Annotated in this window: 13 protein-coding genes; 5 read left to right on the plus strand and 8 right to left on the minus strand. The window is 71.8% G+C overall.

The genetic code is table 11. The annotated features are described in order from the left end of the window. Positions 1 to 156 precede the first annotated feature (156 nt). On the minus strand, positions 157 to 999 hold the full coding sequence (locus D7V77_RS44390) for a hypothetical protein (protein ID WP_199733920.1): 843 nt from the start codon (positions 997 to 999) through the stop codon (positions 157 to 159). Between the two features lie 279 nt (positions 1000 to 1278). On the opposite strand from D7V77_RS44390, the gene D7V77_RS31000 reads away from it, so the two are divergent. Together D7V77_RS31000 and D7V77_RS31005 are read left to right on the plus strand one after the other, a co-directional pair. Continuing rightward, positions 1279 to 2457: a cyclic nucleotide-binding domain-containing protein gene (locus D7V77_RS31000; RefSeq protein ID WP_233597354.1), complete on the plus strand. Its 1179-nt coding sequence runs from the start codon at positions 1279 to 1281 to the stop codon at positions 2455 to 2457. A gap of 82 nt (positions 2458 to 2539) precedes the next feature. Further along, positions 2540 to 3709: a cyclic nucleotide-binding domain-containing protein gene (locus tag D7V77_RS31005; RefSeq protein ID WP_120579897.1), complete on the plus strand. Its 1170-nt coding sequence runs from the start codon at positions 2540 to 2542 to the stop codon at positions 3707 to 3709. A 9-nt stretch (positions 3710 to 3718) separates the two neighbouring features. On the opposite strand, the gene D7V77_RS31010 is transcribed toward D7V77_RS31005, so the two are convergent. The 3 genes from D7V77_RS31010 to D7V77_RS31020 all read right to left on the minus strand — a co-directional run bounded on the left by D7V77_RS31010 (position 3719) and on the right by D7V77_RS31020 (position 9276). Beyond that, positions 3719 to 5011, minus strand: coding sequence for a YecA family protein (locus D7V77_RS31010; RefSeq protein WP_120579898.1), 1293 nt, complete (start codon positions 5009 to 5011; stop codon positions 3719 to 3721). A gap of 85 nt (positions 5012 to 5096) precedes the next feature. Then, on the minus strand, positions 5097 to 6287 hold the full coding sequence (locus D7V77_RS31015) for an OmpP1/FadL family transporter (RefSeq protein ID WP_120579899.1): 1191 nt from the start codon (positions 6285 to 6287) through the stop codon (positions 5097 to 5099). 31 nt (positions 6288 to 6318) lie between these two features. Continuing rightward, positions 6319 to 9276: a hypothetical protein gene (locus tag D7V77_RS31020; RefSeq protein WP_120579900.1), complete on the minus strand. Its 2958-nt coding sequence runs from the start codon at positions 9274 to 9276 to the stop codon at positions 6319 to 6321. A 200-nt stretch (positions 9277 to 9476) separates the two neighbouring features. On the opposite strand from D7V77_RS31020, the gene D7V77_RS31025 reads away from it, so the two are divergent. The 3 genes from D7V77_RS31025 to D7V77_RS31035 all read left to right on the plus strand — a co-directional run bounded on the left by D7V77_RS31025 (position 9477) and on the right by D7V77_RS31035 (position 11370). Beyond that, on the plus strand, positions 9477 to 10013 hold the full coding sequence (locus D7V77_RS31025; RefSeq protein ID WP_169820815.1) for a hypothetical protein: 537 nt from the start codon (positions 9477 to 9479) through the stop codon (positions 10011 to 10013). Positions 10014 to 10143: 130 nt separating this feature from the next. Then, positions 10144 to 10452: a CBS domain-containing protein gene (locus D7V77_RS31030; protein WP_120579902.1), complete on the plus strand. Its 309-nt coding sequence runs from the start codon at positions 10144 to 10146 to the stop codon at positions 10450 to 10452. 228 nt (positions 10453 to 10680) lie between these two features. Beyond that, the gene (locus D7V77_RS31035; RefSeq protein WP_120579903.1) at positions 10681 to 11370 is read left to right on the plus strand and encodes an NTP transferase domain-containing protein; all 690 of its coding nucleotides are present in this window, start codon (positions 10681 to 10683) and stop codon (positions 11368 to 11370) included. A gap of 74 nt (positions 11371 to 11444) precedes the next feature. Here the strand turns inward: D7V77_RS31035 and D7V77_RS31040 are convergent, their stop codons facing one another. From D7V77_RS31040 to D7V77_RS31055, 4 genes are all read right to left on the minus strand, one after another. Further along, the gene (locus D7V77_RS31040; protein WP_120579904.1) at positions 11445 to 12278 is read right to left on the minus strand and encodes a hypothetical protein; all 834 of its coding nucleotides are present in this window, start codon (positions 12276 to 12278) and stop codon (positions 11445 to 11447) included. Positions 12279 to 12439: 161 nt separating this feature from the next. Beyond that, on the minus strand, positions 12440 to 13324 hold the full coding sequence (locus D7V77_RS31045; protein ID WP_120579905.1) for a hypothetical protein: 885 nt from the start codon (positions 13322 to 13324) through the stop codon (positions 12440 to 12442). Between the two features lie 86 nt (positions 13325 to 13410). Then, positions 13411 to 14277: an OmpA family protein gene (locus tag D7V77_RS31050; RefSeq protein ID WP_120579906.1), complete on the minus strand. Its 867-nt coding sequence runs from the start codon at positions 14275 to 14277 to the stop codon at positions 13411 to 13413. Between the two features lie 70 nt (positions 14278 to 14347). Further along, entirely contained in the window at positions 14348 to 16945 is a 2598-nt protein-coding gene (locus tag D7V77_RS31055; protein WP_120579907.1) for a PAS domain-containing protein, read from the minus strand. Between the last annotated feature and the right edge of the window lie 44 nt (positions 16946 to 16989).

Raw genomic sequence — 16989 nt, forward strand, 5'->3', positions numbered from 1 at the left:
CCTCCAACCCCCCGTGATTCGTCGCGTTCGCATCCGGCGCTCCGGGGCAGGCCTCATGGCCCCCCACGATAACGCCCGGCCCGCGCCTGCATAGCGGTGCATGCGGCGCGGAGTCCGCTCCTCCCCGAAGCGCCCGGCAGGGGAGCGACCGCGCGGTCACTGCTTCCCGGCGGACACGTCCAGGACGGTGGGCAGGTCCTGCACGGTGAGCGTGGCGACGCCCAGGTTCGCCGTGAGGCCCGACGGCTGGACGCAGGCCGCCAGCGTGGTGAGCGTGGGCACGGCGGTGACCAGGCGCACGCCGTGGCCCGCGTGACGCCCGGTGCTGATGGTCCCCTCGGACGTGAAGACCTGCATGGCGCCATCCGCACGAACCTCCACTCGGTCCAACCGCACGGAGGACTTCTCCCCGTTGGACCATGTCACCGTAGCGATAGAGGCCCCTCCCGCGTTGCCGATGCACGTCGCGCGCTTCAAATGCAGGGTCTCCATCCCCACGGCCGTCATCACCACGCCGTCGTTGACGGGGCAGCCGCTGAACTGGAGTGACTCTCGCTGCACGGAGCTCCGGGGCGTGGTGAGCAGCAGTCCGGGACGGTAGGCCTGCTGGAGCGCCCCCGAGCACACCACCACCGGCGAATCCTCCAGCGTCCGCGCCGCCTCCGTCATCGACGCCGGCAGCTCCGCCTGCGCCAGCGCCTCCTCGCCCCACACCGCGTCATCCGCCGGGTCCGCGTCCCCTTGCACAGGCGCCTCCGCCCGCACGGGAGCTTCGGCCTGCACCGGAGCCGCGGCCTGCACCGGAGCCGCAGCCCGCACCGGGGCTTCGGCCTGCACCGGAGCCGCAGCCCGAGCCGGGGCCTCGGGCTCGTTGGCGCGGGCGGCTCCGGACGAGAGCATCAGCAGGCAGCCACCTCGCGCGAGGAGGTTCAGCGCGCGGCGCGGGTGGGACGACTCCAGGACCTTGAGAGAACGGAAGGAAGCGGGGCGCGACGTCATGGGGGAAGACACCTTGGGTAGGAGTCCCTGGGTCAGGGACGCCTGAAGGTGGGGAATCCCTCTCACGCACGACAGCCACCCCGAAGCGCAGGGTTTGCGCCCACCCCAACCTCTCAGGTTTTGCGCATCCGATTCACGCGGTGGACAGTGTGTCCAAAGCCTGCCCCTCTTCACCGCGCTGGCTGGCTTTCCCTGTTTCAGAATGCTACGGAATCAGGGTCCGGACCCAGGCGTGGACCCCCTTTGTCCGCCAGGGCGTCCGGGAGGAACGACAAGGCCGTGACTCCAAACGATTCGAACGGGGACGACGTGGCCGTGGGCCCTGGCTCCAGCGTCACGCGAGGGGTGTGGGCTCGGGTGCTGAAGGGCGCGGTGGAGGACGCGGTGCGCGCGTACGAGGCGATGGGGGCGGGGCAGCGCGAGCGGGTCCTGGAAGAGGCGCTGGTGGTGCCCGCCGACACGCGCACCCGGCTGGTGGAGGTGCTGCGGCAGGCGCGCGACTTCGCGGGCGCGGCGCGGCTGTTGGAAGCGGATGGAGACGACCGGGGCGCGGCGCCGTTGTACGAACAGGCGGGAGCGCCGCTGCTGGCCGCGGAGGCGTGGCTGAGGGTGGGGGAGCAGGCCCGCGCGGCGGCGGCCTTCGAGCGGGCCGGTTCGCTGGAGCAGGCGCTGTCGCTGTACCAGGCGCTGGGCGCGCGCGAGTCGCTGGCGCACCTGCTGGGTCGCATGCACCGGCCCATGGAGGCGGCGCAGGTGTTCCGGGTGTTGGGCAACTCGCACGCGGAGCTGGAGATGCTGCGCGCGGTGCCCGTGGATGACGGGCAGCGGCCGGAGGCGGTGCTGCGCATGTGTGAGCTGCTGGACGCGGAGGGCGCGACGTGGCGCGCGCTGGTGCTCCTGGCGGACGGCATCAAGCACGCGTCGGGGGCGGGGCTGCTGCTGCTCCAGGCGGAGCAGGCGCGGCTGCTCCAGCATCTGGGGCTCGCGTCGGCGCCGGAGGGCTCGGTCGCGGCGGAGAAGGCTCAGCCGGTGGTGGATGGCTATGGCTATCTGAAAGCCATTCCCATCTTCGATGGTCTGTCTTTGGAAGACATGCGCGACCTCTACCGCCTGGCCCGGCCCGTGCTGGTGCCGGCGGGGACGACGGTGCTGGAGAAGGGCGCGAAGGGGATGGGGCTGGTGGTGCTGCTGGAGGGGATGGTGAGCGTGTCCACCGGCCCGGGCCGTGACGCGCGTCAGCTCAACATGCTGGGGCCGGGCGCCTTCCTGGGGGAAATCTCCCTCATCCTGGATGGCCCGGTGTCCGCGCACGTGCGCGCGCACACGGTGGTGCGCGCCCTGCGCGTCACGCGGACGGACTTCCAATACTTCCTGGAGACGCACGAGGCCGCGGCCCTGCGCATCTACCGCCTCTTCACGCAGAGCCTGGCAGAGCGGGTGCGGGATTTGAGCAGCTGAAGGTCAGGGGTGTGACAAGGGACACCCCGTCGGGACCGCCGAACGGATGCGTGCGCCGCGCGGCTGGGTTACAGAGGCCCGCATGGCGGACTCCCCACACGCGCGGTCCCTGAAGGCCCAGGCGGCGACCCTCGCCGCCGAGGGGAAGCTGGAAGCGGCCCTGGCCGGCTACCAGGACGCCCTGCGCGCGGAGCCGGAGGACGCGGAGGTCCACCAGCGCGTCGCGGAGCTGCTCGAGTGGCTGGAGCGCACGCCGGAAGCCGCCCACGCCTACGACGACGCGGCGCTCGCGTGGACCCGCGCGGGAGGGCTCCTGCGCGCGGTGGCCGCCACGGTGCTGTCGCGAGGCCTGCGGGGCGCGCGTCCCAAGACGGTGCGCGCCCTGGCGGAGCGCTTCGCCCTGCCGCCCGGTGCGCTGGCCCCCACCTTCGCCTGGGTGCCCGACGGCAAGGACCCGGGCGTGCCCGTCCTGTCAGGCGTGGGGCGCGATGCCTTCGTGGCGCTGGTGGAGGCGCTGGAGGTGCGCGCCTTCTGGCCGGGCCAGCGCGTGGTGGAGGAGGGGCAGCCGGGCGACTCCATGTTCGCGCTGGTGGAGGGCCGCGCGGAGGTGACGCGCCGGGTGGAGGGCAACGCGCGACAGGTCGTGGCCACGCTGGGGCCGGGGGACTTCTTCGGCGAGGTGGCGCTGGTGTCCGAAGGGCCCAGGCTGGCCAGCGTGGAGGTGCCTGAGCGCTCCGTGCTGCTGGAGTTCAAGCGCTCCTCCCTGGCCCGCGTCAGCGCCGCGCACCCGGAGGTGGAGGCGGCGGTGCAGGCCTATTACCAGCGCCGGCTGGTGGACAACCTGCTGCGGACGAGCCCCCTGTTCACCAACCTGTCGCCCGCGCTGAAGCAGGCGATGTCGCGCGAGTTCGACCTGCGCGCCGTGCCCGCGGGACAGGTGCTCCTGACTCAAGGGCAGCCGGGCGATGCCTTCTACCTGCTGCTGCGCGGCCAGTGTCAGCTGTCGCTGGAGCAGCCGGGCCGCATCGTGTTGCTGCCGGAGCTGCGCGAAGGCGACGTGTTCGGTGAAATCTCCCTGCTCTTGGACAAGCCCGTGTCCGCCACGGTCCGCACGAAGACGCCGTGCGTGGTGCTGCGCCTGGAGCGCGCCGCCTTCGAGCGGCACGTCGTGAGCCAGCCCGGCCTCAAGGGCCAGCTCATGCGCATGGGCACGGAGCGCCTCCAGCAGACCGCGAAGGCGCTCTTCATCTGAAGTGAGGCGTCAGGCCTCCGCGTCCAGCTGCACGGGGTGCTCGCGCAGCCAGTCCTGCGCGCGGCGGATCCGCCCGGCGCCGGCCGCGCGGCCCTCCTTCTCCATGAGCTGCCGGTAGGGCTCCAACTGCTCCGGCGTCCACGCGGGCAGGGCCTTCAGGTCCGCGAGCGCCACCATCTCCTCCGCGCTCCGTCCCTTCGCCTCCTGCCGCGCGGTGAGCAGCGCCGCCAGCACCAGCCGCGCGGGCTCCGCCTCGAAGGCGATGGCCGCGTCGGTGAGCCACTCGCGCGTGGGCTCGTCCGCCGCCGGATCCTTCGCACCGTCGCGCATCCGCTCCAGCATCCCTTCCAGGAAGTCCGCGTCCACCGCGACCTTCACCGCGCGCAAGAGCGCGGCGATGACCTGCCGCCGGCCTTCCGGGTCCTTGGGCTGGGACTTCATCGCGCGCAGGGGCTCCCACAGCGCGACGGTGAGCCACAGCTCCTCCTCAGGGGAAAAGACGGACGGCGTGGCGGGCTCGCGCAGCTTCGCCTCCACCCGCTGCGCGCGCTCCTTCGCCTCGCGCGAGATGCGCTCCACCAGCGCGGGGTCCGCCTGCACGTGCTTCACCAGCGCGTCCAGCTCGCCGGCCTCCGCCTTGCGCAGCGCCTCCGAGGCCTCGGGCGTGAGGTCCTCCTGCTCCATGCCCGCGATCAGGGACTCGTACTTGCGCACCACCTCCGCGTGCTTCTGGCTCCACTCGCGGAACTGCACGTCGAAGACGACGTCCAGCACGGGGTTGTCCTCCGGCCGCACCTTGCTCGTCTTCTTCGCCGCCGTGGCCAGCAGCGCGCCCACGCACAGCGCGCGCCGCTCCTCCGGCGTGCGTCCACTCTTCGTCACCTGCGCGAGCAGCCCCGCGCCCAGCTTCTCCTGGAAGCCGCGCGTGCCCAGCTCCCGCACCACGCCCACGCGCAGGCTGTTGCGCGCCTCCATCGCGTCCAGGCCCTCCTGCGCGGCCAGCTTCGCGAGCGCCTGGCCCACGTGGTCGCTGAAGGCCTTGTCGTCGTAGCGAAGCCCCGGCTGGGGCCCCGCGGCCTGGAGCAGCACGCCCAGGTGCTCCAGCGCCTGCGACAGACGGGACACGTCCGCGTCGCCCAGGAGCGCCATGGCGCCCTCCAGGTCCTGCTTCAGCGGGTGGGCGGGGGCGGCGGTGGGAGGCGGCGCGGCTTTCGCGCGGTCCTCGGCGGCGTGACAGGCCTTGTACTTCTTCCCGCTGCCACAGGGGCACGGGTCGTTGCGGCCGGGCTTGGAAGGGCTCACGGCCCGGCACCGTAAGCGAAAGCGCCCGGCCCTTCCATGAACGGAAGGAGCCGGGCGCCCGCGACTTCAGAAACGGTTCAGCCGGTTACTGCAGGTTGAAGCCCAGCGTCAGGCCCAGCACGTGCGCGTTGCCGGAGTACGTTCCGGGCATGCCCGGCGCCGTGCTCTCCTTGTCCGCCAGCGCGACGAACTGGTAGCCCAGGTCCGCGCGGAACGGCTTGAACTGGTAGCCCACGCCCGCGGACACCTTGAAGCGGTTGGCGTCCGGGAGGTCCGGCGTCAGCGTGCTGTTGGGGCTGGGGGACGGGTCGTACGTGAGACCCAGGCGCACCTGCAGCGCCTCGTTCACGGCGTACTCACCGCCCAGCGAGTACTTCCACTTCGCGCGCCAACGCTTGGGGATGGGGTTGTCGATGGACGGGTTCTCGAAGCGGATGGCCAGCTCCGAGAACGAGGACCAGTCCACCCAGCTCGCGTCGAACGCCAGCAGCAGGTTGTTCAGCGGCCGGTACGCCAGGCCCGCCGTCACGGTGGACGGCAGGACGACGTCCGCGTGCGCCTTCTGGTCCGTCAGACGGCTCTGGAACTCCACCGGGATGTTCTGGAAGTCCGCCTGGCCCTGGAACTGGATGTCGATGGCGCTGCGGTAGTGCAGGCCCATGTCCAGGTTGTCCAGCAGCTTGGCCTGCACGCCGATGTTGAAGCCGGAGCCCCAGTCCGCGCCACCCAGGTGGACGGAGCCCTCGCTGTTCACGAAGTCCAGGCCGCGCGTCAGCTCGATGGTGGCCCGGGCGATGTCCAGACCCGCGCCGAAGCGGAAGCGCGGGTGCAGCTCATACGCGAACGACGGGTTGATGTAGTACGTCGCCAGCGAGGACTCGTAGCCGCGGAAGCGGCCGCTGAAGCCCTCCTCCCAGCGGCTGCGCGCGCCGTACGGCGTGAACACGCCCACGCCGAACGCCGCCTTCTCGAACGGCTTGTAGACGACGAACAGGTGCGGCGGCGGCGACAGCGTGGTGCGCTGCCCTTCCGCCTCCATGTTCGGCCGCTGGAACGTGATGCTGGGGAGGATGCCCGTGTCGCCCAGCGTGATGTCCAGCGTCTTCACGCCGACCATGTTCGCCACGTTGTAATAGATGGAGGACGAGTCCTCCAGCCACGCCGTGGCGGCGCCGCCCGTGCCGGTGGCGCGAGCGCTGTGGGTGTCGACCTGGAATCCCGCGGCCTGGCTCGTACCAGCCGCCAGGATTGCCACGAGGGAGAGTGTCTTTTTCATGAGTGTTTGATTCCTCTCTCAGTGGTTCGCGTTACTGCGCCACGGCGCCCGTGGACAGGAAGCCGATGATCTGGTCCTGGGCCGCGTGGCGCACTTCTTCCGGAATGGCGGGGTGGTTGAGGAAGGAGTGACGGCTGGCCGGCGCGATGTCGTGGATGGCGGGGTCGGACGCCGGGTACATGTACGACGCCACCGTGCGCGGCGCGTCCGTGCGGTTGGCCGCGTTGATGAGCGCCAGGCTGTTCGCGTTCGGGATGACCTCGTCACCCTCGATGTACTGGATGAACGTGCGGTGCACGTTGACGTCCGTGCCGGCCGCCGCGTTGTTGTCCAGCAGGTACGCGTAGTTGCGCGCATCCGCCGGGTCCAGGATGGTGTTCGCCAGGCTGATGAACGTGTCGAACGTCGGGGAGCCCGGGTTCACGCCCGCGGCGGCGAGCGAGCCCAGGAACGCGGTGCGCTGATCATTGAAGGCGGGCGCCGTCAGGAGCACGCCGGCCAGGTTGCCACCAGCCACGTTGAGCACCGAGCGGCGCACGCGCGGGGACACCGCGGTGGACATGGTGCCCATGATGCCGCCGAGGCTCTGGCCCACGTAGTCCACCTGGGCCGCGTTCAGGCCGCCCACGGCGTCGGACAGCTGCTGGCTGCCCAGCACGCGCACGAACTGGCTGAAGTCCACCACGTGGTGGCGGAAGTTGTCGCGCGTGGTGAACAGGTTGCCCAGGTTCAGGAAGTTCCAGCCGGAGATGACCGGGACGCCCTGCGCGCTGCGCAGGAAGTCGCCGCCCTCGCACTTGTTGTCCGCCATGCACTGGCCCTGCGACGGGGAGACGACGTTGGAGCAGAACACGTCGGCCGGCACGCCCGCCGGGAGCGCCGCGGCGCTGCAGTCCGCGCGGGCCGCGTCCGTGCGCGCCACGCAGCGGCCGTAGGACGGGCTGGCGGCGTTGTCCTCGCAGCGCTGGGTCGCGGGGTTGGCGCATGCGCCAGAGTCACCCACCGAGCCCGTGGTGCCCAGCACCGTGGCGGAGCCCACGCAACTGGTGCGCTCACCGTGGTAGACGGCATCCATCGCCGCCACCGCGTAGCCCGCGCCGGTCATCTTGTTGGCCACGCCAAGCACCGCGGTGCGGTTGCTGGTCAGGCCGTGGCCGAACACCATCACCGGCCAGCCGCCGGCAGGCGCAGTGCCGGTCGGCACGAACAGCATGAACGGGTAGCGCGTGGGGCGCGGCGCGGCGGGATTCAGCGTGCCGAAGGGGCCCGTGAGCAGCCACGGCGTGTTGGCCCGCACCTCGTAGACCGCGCCGATGTTGCCGCTGGGCAGCGCCGCCGGCTGCGCGCCGGCCATCGCCGCCTTCACCTGCGACGTGATGGGGAAGACGGAGGTGGGCGCCGCGGGCGTCCCGTACACGCCGCCGGGCAGCGTGTACAGCTGCTGCAGGACGGACGTGGTGCTCTGGGTGGTGAACGACCAGCCCAGGGCGATCTTGGAGCGCGGCAGGCCCGCGGCCGCCAGCGCGTCGAAGAACGGCTTGTGGGCCGCGCGCACCGGCTCCAGCGCCGCCGCGAGCGTGTCCGGCACGGAGGAGATGGTGCTCTTGCCGTTGACGGCCACCGGGTTCGCCAGGCGCATCAGCGCGAACGCCGTGGCCGGGGCGACGTTGCGGCCCTGGGTGTCCTTCAGGTCCGTGGTCAGCACCGCGCCGTACTGGGTGGCGCCATCCAGCGGCGCCTTCGGGACGATCTGCAGCTGCTGCGGGACCTCGACGATGCCCGCCGCGCCCACGCTGGTGCCGCAGTCACCGCTCTTCTCCACCAGGCAGGGCACCACGTCCGGCTTGGTGCCCTTGTCCAGGTTGGACAGCTTGAAGAACTTCACGCCCGCGGCCAGCGACGCCGCGTCCACGCGGGGGGCCGGGCCGTCCGAGGCCACGCGGTACATCGTGCCGTCCAGCACGCCCTGCGCGTCGCCGTTCTCCGTGACGATGGCGCCCGTGGTGGAGAAGCCGTCCAGCGTGTTCAGGCCCGTGAACAGGTCCTGCTGCAGGCCCGGCGTCGTCGGGATGGGGAAGTTCAGGTGCGCCGCCGCGGTGGCCGTGGCCGGCACGCGCAGCAGGTCGTTGGGGAACGGGATGATGGTGGGGACGCGGTCGGTGGCCGCCAGGTTGATGGTGGCATCCGGCTGGTTGACGATGCTGAAGGTCCAGATGAGGACGATGTCCTCACGCTTGAACCCCTGCGGCGCCAGGGCCTTGTCGAAGACCTGCTTGTAGCCCAGGCGCAGCTGCTCCAGCTGCAGCGACTTGGCGGTCTGGTCCGCCAGGCGCTTGGCCGGGTCCGTCTCCGCGGAGGGGATGAGCTCCGTGGCCGGGCCGCAGTCCGGCGAGGTCAGGTCCTCGCAGGTGACCAGCGACTTGTCGGAGTTGATGAAGGCCCACGTGGCCGACCCGATGATGGGGTTGCCCGAGGTCGTCTTCAGGCCGTTCTCACCGCCGACCAGCGCCACCGCGTAGCGCGAGCCCTTCGGCCACGCCGGCAGGCCCGTGTTGATGTCCACCGGGGGGATGATGTTGAGGAGGTCCGTGTCCTCGTTGTACGCGAGGGTCGGCGTCACCGGCTTCGTCGCCAGCGGCGTGCCCTGGTACATGTCGATGAAGATGACCGTCTTCGGGCTCACCGAGCTCGGATCCAGGTCCTTGATCTTGGTGTTCGCGATGGCGGACGTGGGGAAGCCGTTGAGCGAGTTCAGGTAGTCGCGCGTGAACTCCTGCTCCGCCGCGGACGCCGCCGGGTTGATCGGCGCCTGAACCTTCTTCGTCTGCTGGTTGATGGCCAGGTCGTTGGGGGAGGGAACCACGGCGGGAGACGCCGAGGGGTCGAACTCCGCCAGGCCGACGTTCAGATTCGGAGCCTCCTGCGCAATCTCCGGCGTGCAGGCGACAGCTCCTAGGGCCATGGCCCCGAGGAACAACTGTTTCTTCATGGTGGGAATCCCCTCCAGCCCAAGGTGAACTGCTGGAAACAAGTCAGTGAGTAGCACGCCCTCCCCCGGTCACAAAGTGAGAGGGATTGACGCGCCGAGTCAGCTATGGGGTTCCCACGCGTGCACGCGGGTGGACGTCTCACGCGGCGTGCGCGGCACGAGGGCGTGACGCGCCAGGGAAGGCGGATACGCTGCCGTCCATGAAACGACTGCTGACTGTGTTGGCGATGACCGTGGCGATGGGCGCGAGCGCGGAGGAGGCCGGTGGGCTGACGTGGAGCGCGCCGACGGAGTGGGCCGCCCAGCCTCCCCGGCCGATGCGCGCGGCGACGTACAAGGTGCCCGCCGTGAAGGGAGACGCGGAAGACGCGGAACTGGCTGTCTTCTACTTCGGGCAGGGGCAGGGCGGCGCGGTGGACGCGAACGTGAAGCGCTGGGTGGCGCAGTTCCAGAAGCCCGACGGCAAGCCGCTGGAGGACAAGGACGCGAAGACGAAGCAGGAGAAGGTGAACGGGCTGCCCGTCACCACGGTGGAGGTGAAGGGCACGTACGCGGGCGGCGGTCCCATGATGGGGCCTTCCGCGCCCAAGCCGAACTTCAAGCTGCGCGGCGCCATCGTGGAGGGGCCGGAGGGCGCCATCTTCTACAAGCTCACCGGGCCGGAGAAGACGGTGAACGGCGCGGAGAAGGGCTTCCGCAAGATGGTGGAGTCGGTGAAGCCCGCGCCGAAGAAGTAGGGCGGCAGGCGGATCCGTCCAGGGGCTCTGGAGAAGCTCCGGACCCCCTGCGCGGACGTCGGCAAGCGGATTGCTAAGGCCTTCCGGCACACGGCGCCCGAACGCCGAGCACCGGAGGCCTCACGTGTCGATGTGCCGCAGCCCTGAGTTCCAGAACCTCGTCTCCCACGCCATCACCCTGTTCCCGGAGGACACCGTCCTGGGCGCGCTCCAGCAGATGTACCGCCACGGCGTGCACCTGCTGCCCGTGGTGGAGGGGCGTGGGGGCGACCTGCTGGGCGAGGTGACGGAGGACGAACTGCACCGCGTGGCCCGTCGCCGTCCGCTGGCCCGGCTGGCTGAAATTCTGACCGTGAAGGCGCTGGCGGCGCCGGAAGAAACGACCGTGGAGACGGCCGCCCCGCTGCGGCTGGCGGCCTCCAGCGGCTGGCTGCACTGAAGTGCCTCTTGGCGCCCATCCGGCGCGGGGGAGGGGAAGCCCTTTGGCCCACCCGCCTGACCGCTGGTGGACACCTGCCCTTGCCCAAAGGGCAGGCAGCCAACACCTCCTCGTGTGACTGGCGGCTGTCTGACGACTCGTACTGGCGGGCGGGCTGCAATCCCGGAAGGAGGTCAACAGCCTGTTGGCGGTGCCCCCGGCTTTCCGTCGAGGGCGAGGAGGCGGGTCATGAAGGCAGTGGCGATCATCCTGGCGGCGGGCAAGGCCCGGCGGATGTCCCACCCCAAGGCGCTCATCGAGCATGAAGGGGGCAAGAGCTTCCTCCAGTCGCTGGCGTCCACCTTCGGAAAGGCGGGGTGCGGGGTGCTGGGCGTGGTGGGCAGCGACGAGGAAGCGGTGCGCGAGCAGCACCCGAGCCTGGAGCTGGTGACGAGCAGGGACTGGGAGAAGAGCCTGCTGGCGTCGGTGAAGGCCGGGTTGGAGGCGGCCATGGCCGAGGACGCGGACGTGGTGCTGGTGCATCCGGTGGACATGCCGGCCCTGCGCGTCACCACCGTGAAGTCCATGCTCAAGGACATGGAGCGCGGCGGCACCGACGCCGTCATGGTGCTCCGGCCGGAGTACGACAACGCCACGGGCTGGCCAGTGGTGCTGTCGAAGAGCGCGGCGCGCAAGCTCATTGAAGCGGAGGGCGAGGACCTGGAGGCGGCGCTCAAGACGCTCAATCCGCGCCGCCTGAACGTGAAGGACCCCGGCGTCATCGTGAACATCAACACGCCTGAAATCTACGGGCGCGTCTTCAGCACGGAGGTAAAGCTGGCCCCGCCGCCCAAGCGGCGCGTGAAGCGCGCGGGCGCGGCCAACGGCTCCGGGGCGGACACCACCCCGGCGTCCTACGCGGCGTCGTCGGAGGAGTAGCCCCGACGCGAAGACTCCCGGGGCCCGCACGGTGCGCGGCGACCCCGGGAGTTTTTACTTCAGCCTTCCGGCCTTCAGAACGACAGGCCCAGGCCCAGGTAGGGACCGGTGAAGCGGTCCGCGTGCACCACGCCGTCCAGGTGGCCGCCGTCGCTGAGGTACAGGGTGCGCCAGCCGCCGCGCAGGTTGAGGGCGCCCAGGTGCAGCGCCAGTCCGGCCTGCATGTCCACCTGGCGGTGCGGGAAGGGCACCACCTGGATGCGCGCCTCCACGTCGAAGGGCGACGGGCCGAGGCACGCCTCCAGCGACGCGGCGAGGCTGGGGCCCACGAAGATGGCGTCCGGGGCGTGCGCGCTGGCGATGCCGGCCTCCATGCGGAAGCGGCCGCGCTCGGTGGACCAGGGGGAGAGGGTCAGGTGCGCGTCCAGCAGCGTCAGCCGGTCCGTGTCCGCCGACCCGTCATCCGACTCCAGCGCGATGCCGCTCACGCGCGCGTCCATGCCCCAGCGCTGGCCGTCCAGGGCCATGAAGAGGTCCAGCGCGCCGCCCACGTCGCCGAAGCTGTTGCCCTGCACGTTCAGGTGCACGAGCGGCGCGGGCCGGGGCGCGCGGGCGCCGCGGGGGGCCTCCGCGCGCGCGCGGCGGTGGTAGCTGGCCGGGCCGGAGAGGAAGAGGACGTCGAACCAGCCGACGCCGATGCCGGAGGAGCGCACGCTGGAGCGCACCGGCGCGTCCGAGGCGCGGCCCACGGGCGTGGCGCGGTGCTCCTGCTTGTCGTCCTTGTCGTCGGAGTCCTTCGAGTCGGAGGTGTTCGGCTTGGAGCGCTTGCCAAAGCGGGCCTCGGCGGGCGCGGACCCCAGCAGGACAGCGACAGCGAGCGCGGCACACAGCGTCTTCCAGAAGCCCACGGCAACCTCTCCTCTTCATGGGCCCACGGGATGGGCCGCGGCATGTGGACGCCTGCTCGCCCGGAATATTCAACCCTCATCACCCCCGGTGAAACCAGGGCCCCGGGGATGGGGGGTGGTGTCCGGAAGGGGGCATGTGCACCCCTGGACACGCGGGTGCTTCAGAAGGCCAGACCGGCGCCGGCGTAGGGGCCCACGAAGCTGTCGATGTGCTGGATGCCGTCCACCCGGCCCGCGTCGTCCAGGACGAGGCCGCGCACGCCGCCGCGCACGTTGAGGGCGCCCAGGTGCAGCGCGATGCCCGCGCTCGCGTCCAGCTGCCGGTAGGTGCCGGCCGTGCCCTGCACGCGCGCCTCCAGGTCCAGCGGGCCCGCCACGCAGACCTCCAGGGAGGTGGCGAGGCTGGGGCCCACGAAGAAGACGTCCGGCGCGTGGGCGGTGGAGAGGCCGCCCTCCAGGCGCCAGCGCACGCGGTCGGTGGACACGGGCGCATAGGTGATGTGCAGGGTCGCCAGGCGGATGTCGTCCGTGCCGCGCGTGCCGTCGTCGGTGGGCAGCACCAGCTGCGTGCCCTGCACGGCGATGCCCAGCGCCTCGCCCTCGATGCCCAGGAACGCGTCCCCGGCGACGCCGCCGCCCATGATGCCCCCGTTGAGTCCCGCGCGCAGGCTGAGCGGCTGGGCGTTGCGCTGCTGCTGGACGACCACGGGCCGCGGGTCGGAGGTCTCCGCGACGACGCTCAGCACCTCCGCGGCCGCCACGATGGCGTTGCCGTAGATGTGAGCGGAGTACGAGAGCCGGTCGCGCGGGGCCGAGCGGTAGGAGTGGGTTTCGTTCCGCGAGTTGGCGCGGATGGGCGTGGCGGCGTGGAACTGGGAGCCCCTGTTGTCGCGCTGGGTGTCGCGCTTGGAGTCGCGCTTCTTGTCCTCCTTCTTGTTCTCGGAGCTGTCCGAGGACTTCTTGCCGAAGCGGGCCTCCGCGGGAGCCGCGGCCAGGAGGAGGCCGGCGGCGAAGGTGGCGCACAGGGCGGGGCGGAAGGCGGACACGGGAGGCTCCGAGGCAGGGGCGAGGCGAAACCCTCTGCACCCCTGGACGGGCAGCCAGGCGTTCTATTCACTCCGCGTCCCGTGCGTCAGCGCTGCGCCGTCTTCTTCGGCTTGGCCTTCGCCAGGCGCTTCATGGGCCGCGGCGGCGGCTCCGTGCGCGCCACGGCCGCGCTCTCCGGTGTCACCGGCGTGGGGAACACCCGCAGCGTGACGCGCCGGTTGCTGGCGCGATGGGGCGGGCTGTCATTGGGGACCAGCGGCCGGTACGCGGCGTGGCCCGTGGCGCTCAGCCGCTCCGGAGCCAGTCCCTCGCGCTCGCCCAGCTGCCGCACCACCACCACGGCCCGCGCGGCGGACAGCTCCCACGCGGTGGTGGCGGGAGCACCGGCCGCGGCGGGGAGCACCTCGTCGGTGTGGGCCTCCACGGCGACGCGGTGGTCGGCGAGCGGGCCCCGGAACACCGCCGCGGCCTGCTTCAACACGGCGGCGCCCTCCGGCGTGAGCGACGTCGTGGCGGGAGCGAAGAGGAGCCGCTCGGACACCTCCACGCGCAGCGCGTCGTCCTCCAGCGCCACGGCCACGTCGCCTGCCTGGAGCGGGTCCTTCAGCGTCCTGCCCAGCGATTCGAGCGCCGCCTCGCGCTTCGTGTGCTGCGCCTCCGCGCTCTTCGCCTGGAGCTCCGCCGCGGCGCCGCCCCACTCCTGCGCCTGCTGCTGACGCTCCAGCGCGCGCAGCCGCTGCTCCATGGCCTGCCGCAGCCTCTGCAGCTGTGCGACGTGGGTTTCGGACTCGGTGGCTTCGTGCTCCAGCTGCGCGCTCCGGGCCTCCAGCGCGTGGAGCGAGCGCGAGCCCAGCCACGCGCCCGTGGAGGCCACCACCACCGCGACGGCCAGCAGCCCCCAGGGCAGCCACCGCCAGCGTCCGAGCGCTGCTGTCTTCCGCGCGTCGTCCATGGCCCAGAAGGGTAATGTCCCCCCGGGTGTGGGCGGCAAGGTGGCGCCGTGCGACATGCGCCCGCCTGCTTCAGCTGGGGGCCGCCCCGGACGGTTTCTTCCACCGGGGCAGGTGCAGCACGAAGCGCGAGCCGGGTCCGCCCTCCGGCGGCGGCTCCACGAACAGGTCGCCGCCGTGCGCGCGGGCGAGCTGCCGGGAGATGTAGAGGCCCAGGCCCAGGCTCGCGCGTGCGTGCTCGCCGCTGTTGCGCGTGAAGCGCTCGAAGATGCGCTCGCGCGCGTCCGGAGGGATGCCGGGGCCCCAGTCTCGCACGGCGATGATGGCCTTCTCCCCGTCGCGCTCCACGTACAGCTCCACCGGCAGGCCCGGCGCGTACTTCATCGCGTTGGTGAGCAGGTTCATCAGCACCTGCTCCACGCGCGGCCGGTCCGCCAGCGCCACCACCGGCGCGTCCGCGTGCACCACCGCCACGCAGCCCGCGGTGGCCAGCGCCTCCTCCATCCGCGCCACCAGCGCGTGCACCAGCGAGGACAGCTCCACCGCGCCCAGCTCCAGCGCCATCTGCCCCGTGCCCAGCCGCGCCACGTCGAACAGGTGTGTCACCAGCCGCGTCAGCCGGTCCGCCTGCCGGAGCGCTCCCGACAGCCCCTGGCCCAGCCGCTCGGATTCGTCCGACGGCAGCTTGTCCACCGTGCGCTGCAGCGACGACAGCTGCAGGTGCAGCGCGGACAGGGGCGTGCGCAGCTCGTGCGTCGCCACCGCCACGAACTCGTCGCGCGCGGCCACGGCCTGCTCCGCCTGCCGGTACAGCCGCGCGTTGTCCACGGCCAGCGCCGCGCGCCAGGCCAGGTCCTCCAGCTGCGACAAATCCCGCGGGCCGAAGCGCCGCGTGGGCGAGCACGTCGCCGCGCTCACGATGCCCAGCGTGCGCCCGCGCGCCATCAGCGGGACGACCATCACCGAACGCGGGCTCAGCCCCTCCAGAATCTCCCGGTGCGTGTCGTTGACGGCGAAGGCGCGCATGGCGGTTTCGTCCACCTCCGCCACCAGCTCCGAGCGCCCCGTCTCCAGCACCCTGCGCAGGACGGACTGGGCGCCGGGTTGGGGCGCGTAGGGCATGGACTTCTCCAGCTGGGCCTGGAGCCGTTCGTCGAGGGCGCGGCGCTCCACGCGCTCCAGGTGCTGGCCGTCCTCGCCCAGCATGTCCACCAGGCAGTAGTCCGCCAGCTGCGCCACCACCAGCTCCGCCACGTTGCGCACGGTGGTGCGCCAGTCCAGGGACGTGGCCAGCCGCGTGGTGGCTTCCGTGAGGAAGCGCAGGTGGGTCTCCATGCGGCGCTGGTCGGTGATTTCGCGCACCACGCCGCCCACGCCCAGCAGCTCCGTGCCGGAGCGCACGGGGAAGTACGTGGCCAGGAAGGTGCGCGGCTCCGGGCCCACGACGTACTCCACCGGGTCGTCCACCACGGCCATCTCCGACTCCAGCACCTGGCGCAGCAGGTCCTCGATGGGGGCACCCGCCGGACCCATCAGCTCGCGGGGCGTGAGGCCCAGGTGCTTCTCCAGGGGGATGCCGTTGTTCTCCGCGATGACCTTGTTGAGCCGCACGTAGCGCAGGTCCTGGTTCACGAAGCCCATGCCCACCGGCGACGCGGCGAAGAAGGACTCCAGCATGGCCGCGGAGGCGTCCCGTTCACGCAGGGCCTCGCGGGCCTCGCGGTACAGCCGGGCGCTCTCCACCGCCAGGGCGGCGCGGCGCGCGAACTCCGTGGCGTAGCCCAGGTCGCGCTTCGTGTAGCGGCGCGCGGGCGACGCGGAGACCAGGTTGATGATGCCGAAGCGGCGCCGCCCCACCGCCAGGGGCAGGAGCATGGACGAGCGCGGCGCCAGCGCCTCCAGCAGCTGGCGGTGCTCGGGCGAGAGGGACACCGCGTCCAGCCACGGGGGCGTGATGTCCGCGATGAGCACGGGCTTGCCCCGCGCGAACACCCGGGCGAGCGGCGAGTCCGAACCTGCCTGTGGTGGGAAGGACAGGGTCTGGTCCAGCAGCGACTGCTTCCTCGGGTCCCTCGCGCTGACCGCGAGCCGGTGCAGCGCGCCGTCCGACCCCAGCACGTCCACCATGCAGAAGTCCGCCCACTCCAGCGTGGCCAGCCGCGCCACGGCCTTGAGCGTGGTCTCCCAGTCCAGGGACTCGGCGAGCAGCCGGCTCGCCTCGCTGACGAAGAACTCCGCGCGCTCGGTGGCCTTGCGCTCGGTGATGTCCACGTTGATGTTCACCGCGCCCACCAGGCCGCTCTCCGCCGAGTACAGCGGCGCGGACGAGTTGAGGATGGTGCGGCGCGCGCCGTCCCTCCCGACGATGTCCACCTCCTCGTTGGAGACGGTCTGCCGGGTGCGCAGCGTGCGCGCCACGGCCCACTCCTCGCCGCGCAGGCGCCTGCCGGTGCCGGGCCAGTACGCCTCGAAGGTGCCGAAGTGCTCCAGCTGCATCCGCGCCAGCGCGGCCTGTCCCCACAGCGCGCTCGCGGCGGCGTTGGCCGCGAGCAGGCGTCCCGCCGTGTCCACGATGACCACCCCCACCGGCAGCAGGTGCAACACCGTGCGCAGCCACTCCTGCGGCACGGGTGTGGACTCCGCCAGAAAGGTGCCAGTCGGCTCGGACATGGGCGCGGAGCCCCCCTCCCCCGCGGGAGGCTCTACGGTGGGGG

The sequence above is a fragment of the Corallococcus sp. CA041A genome, assembly GCF_003612075.1.
Lineage (GTDB): Bacteria > Myxococcota > Myxococcia > Myxococcales > Myxococcaceae > Corallococcus > Corallococcus exiguus.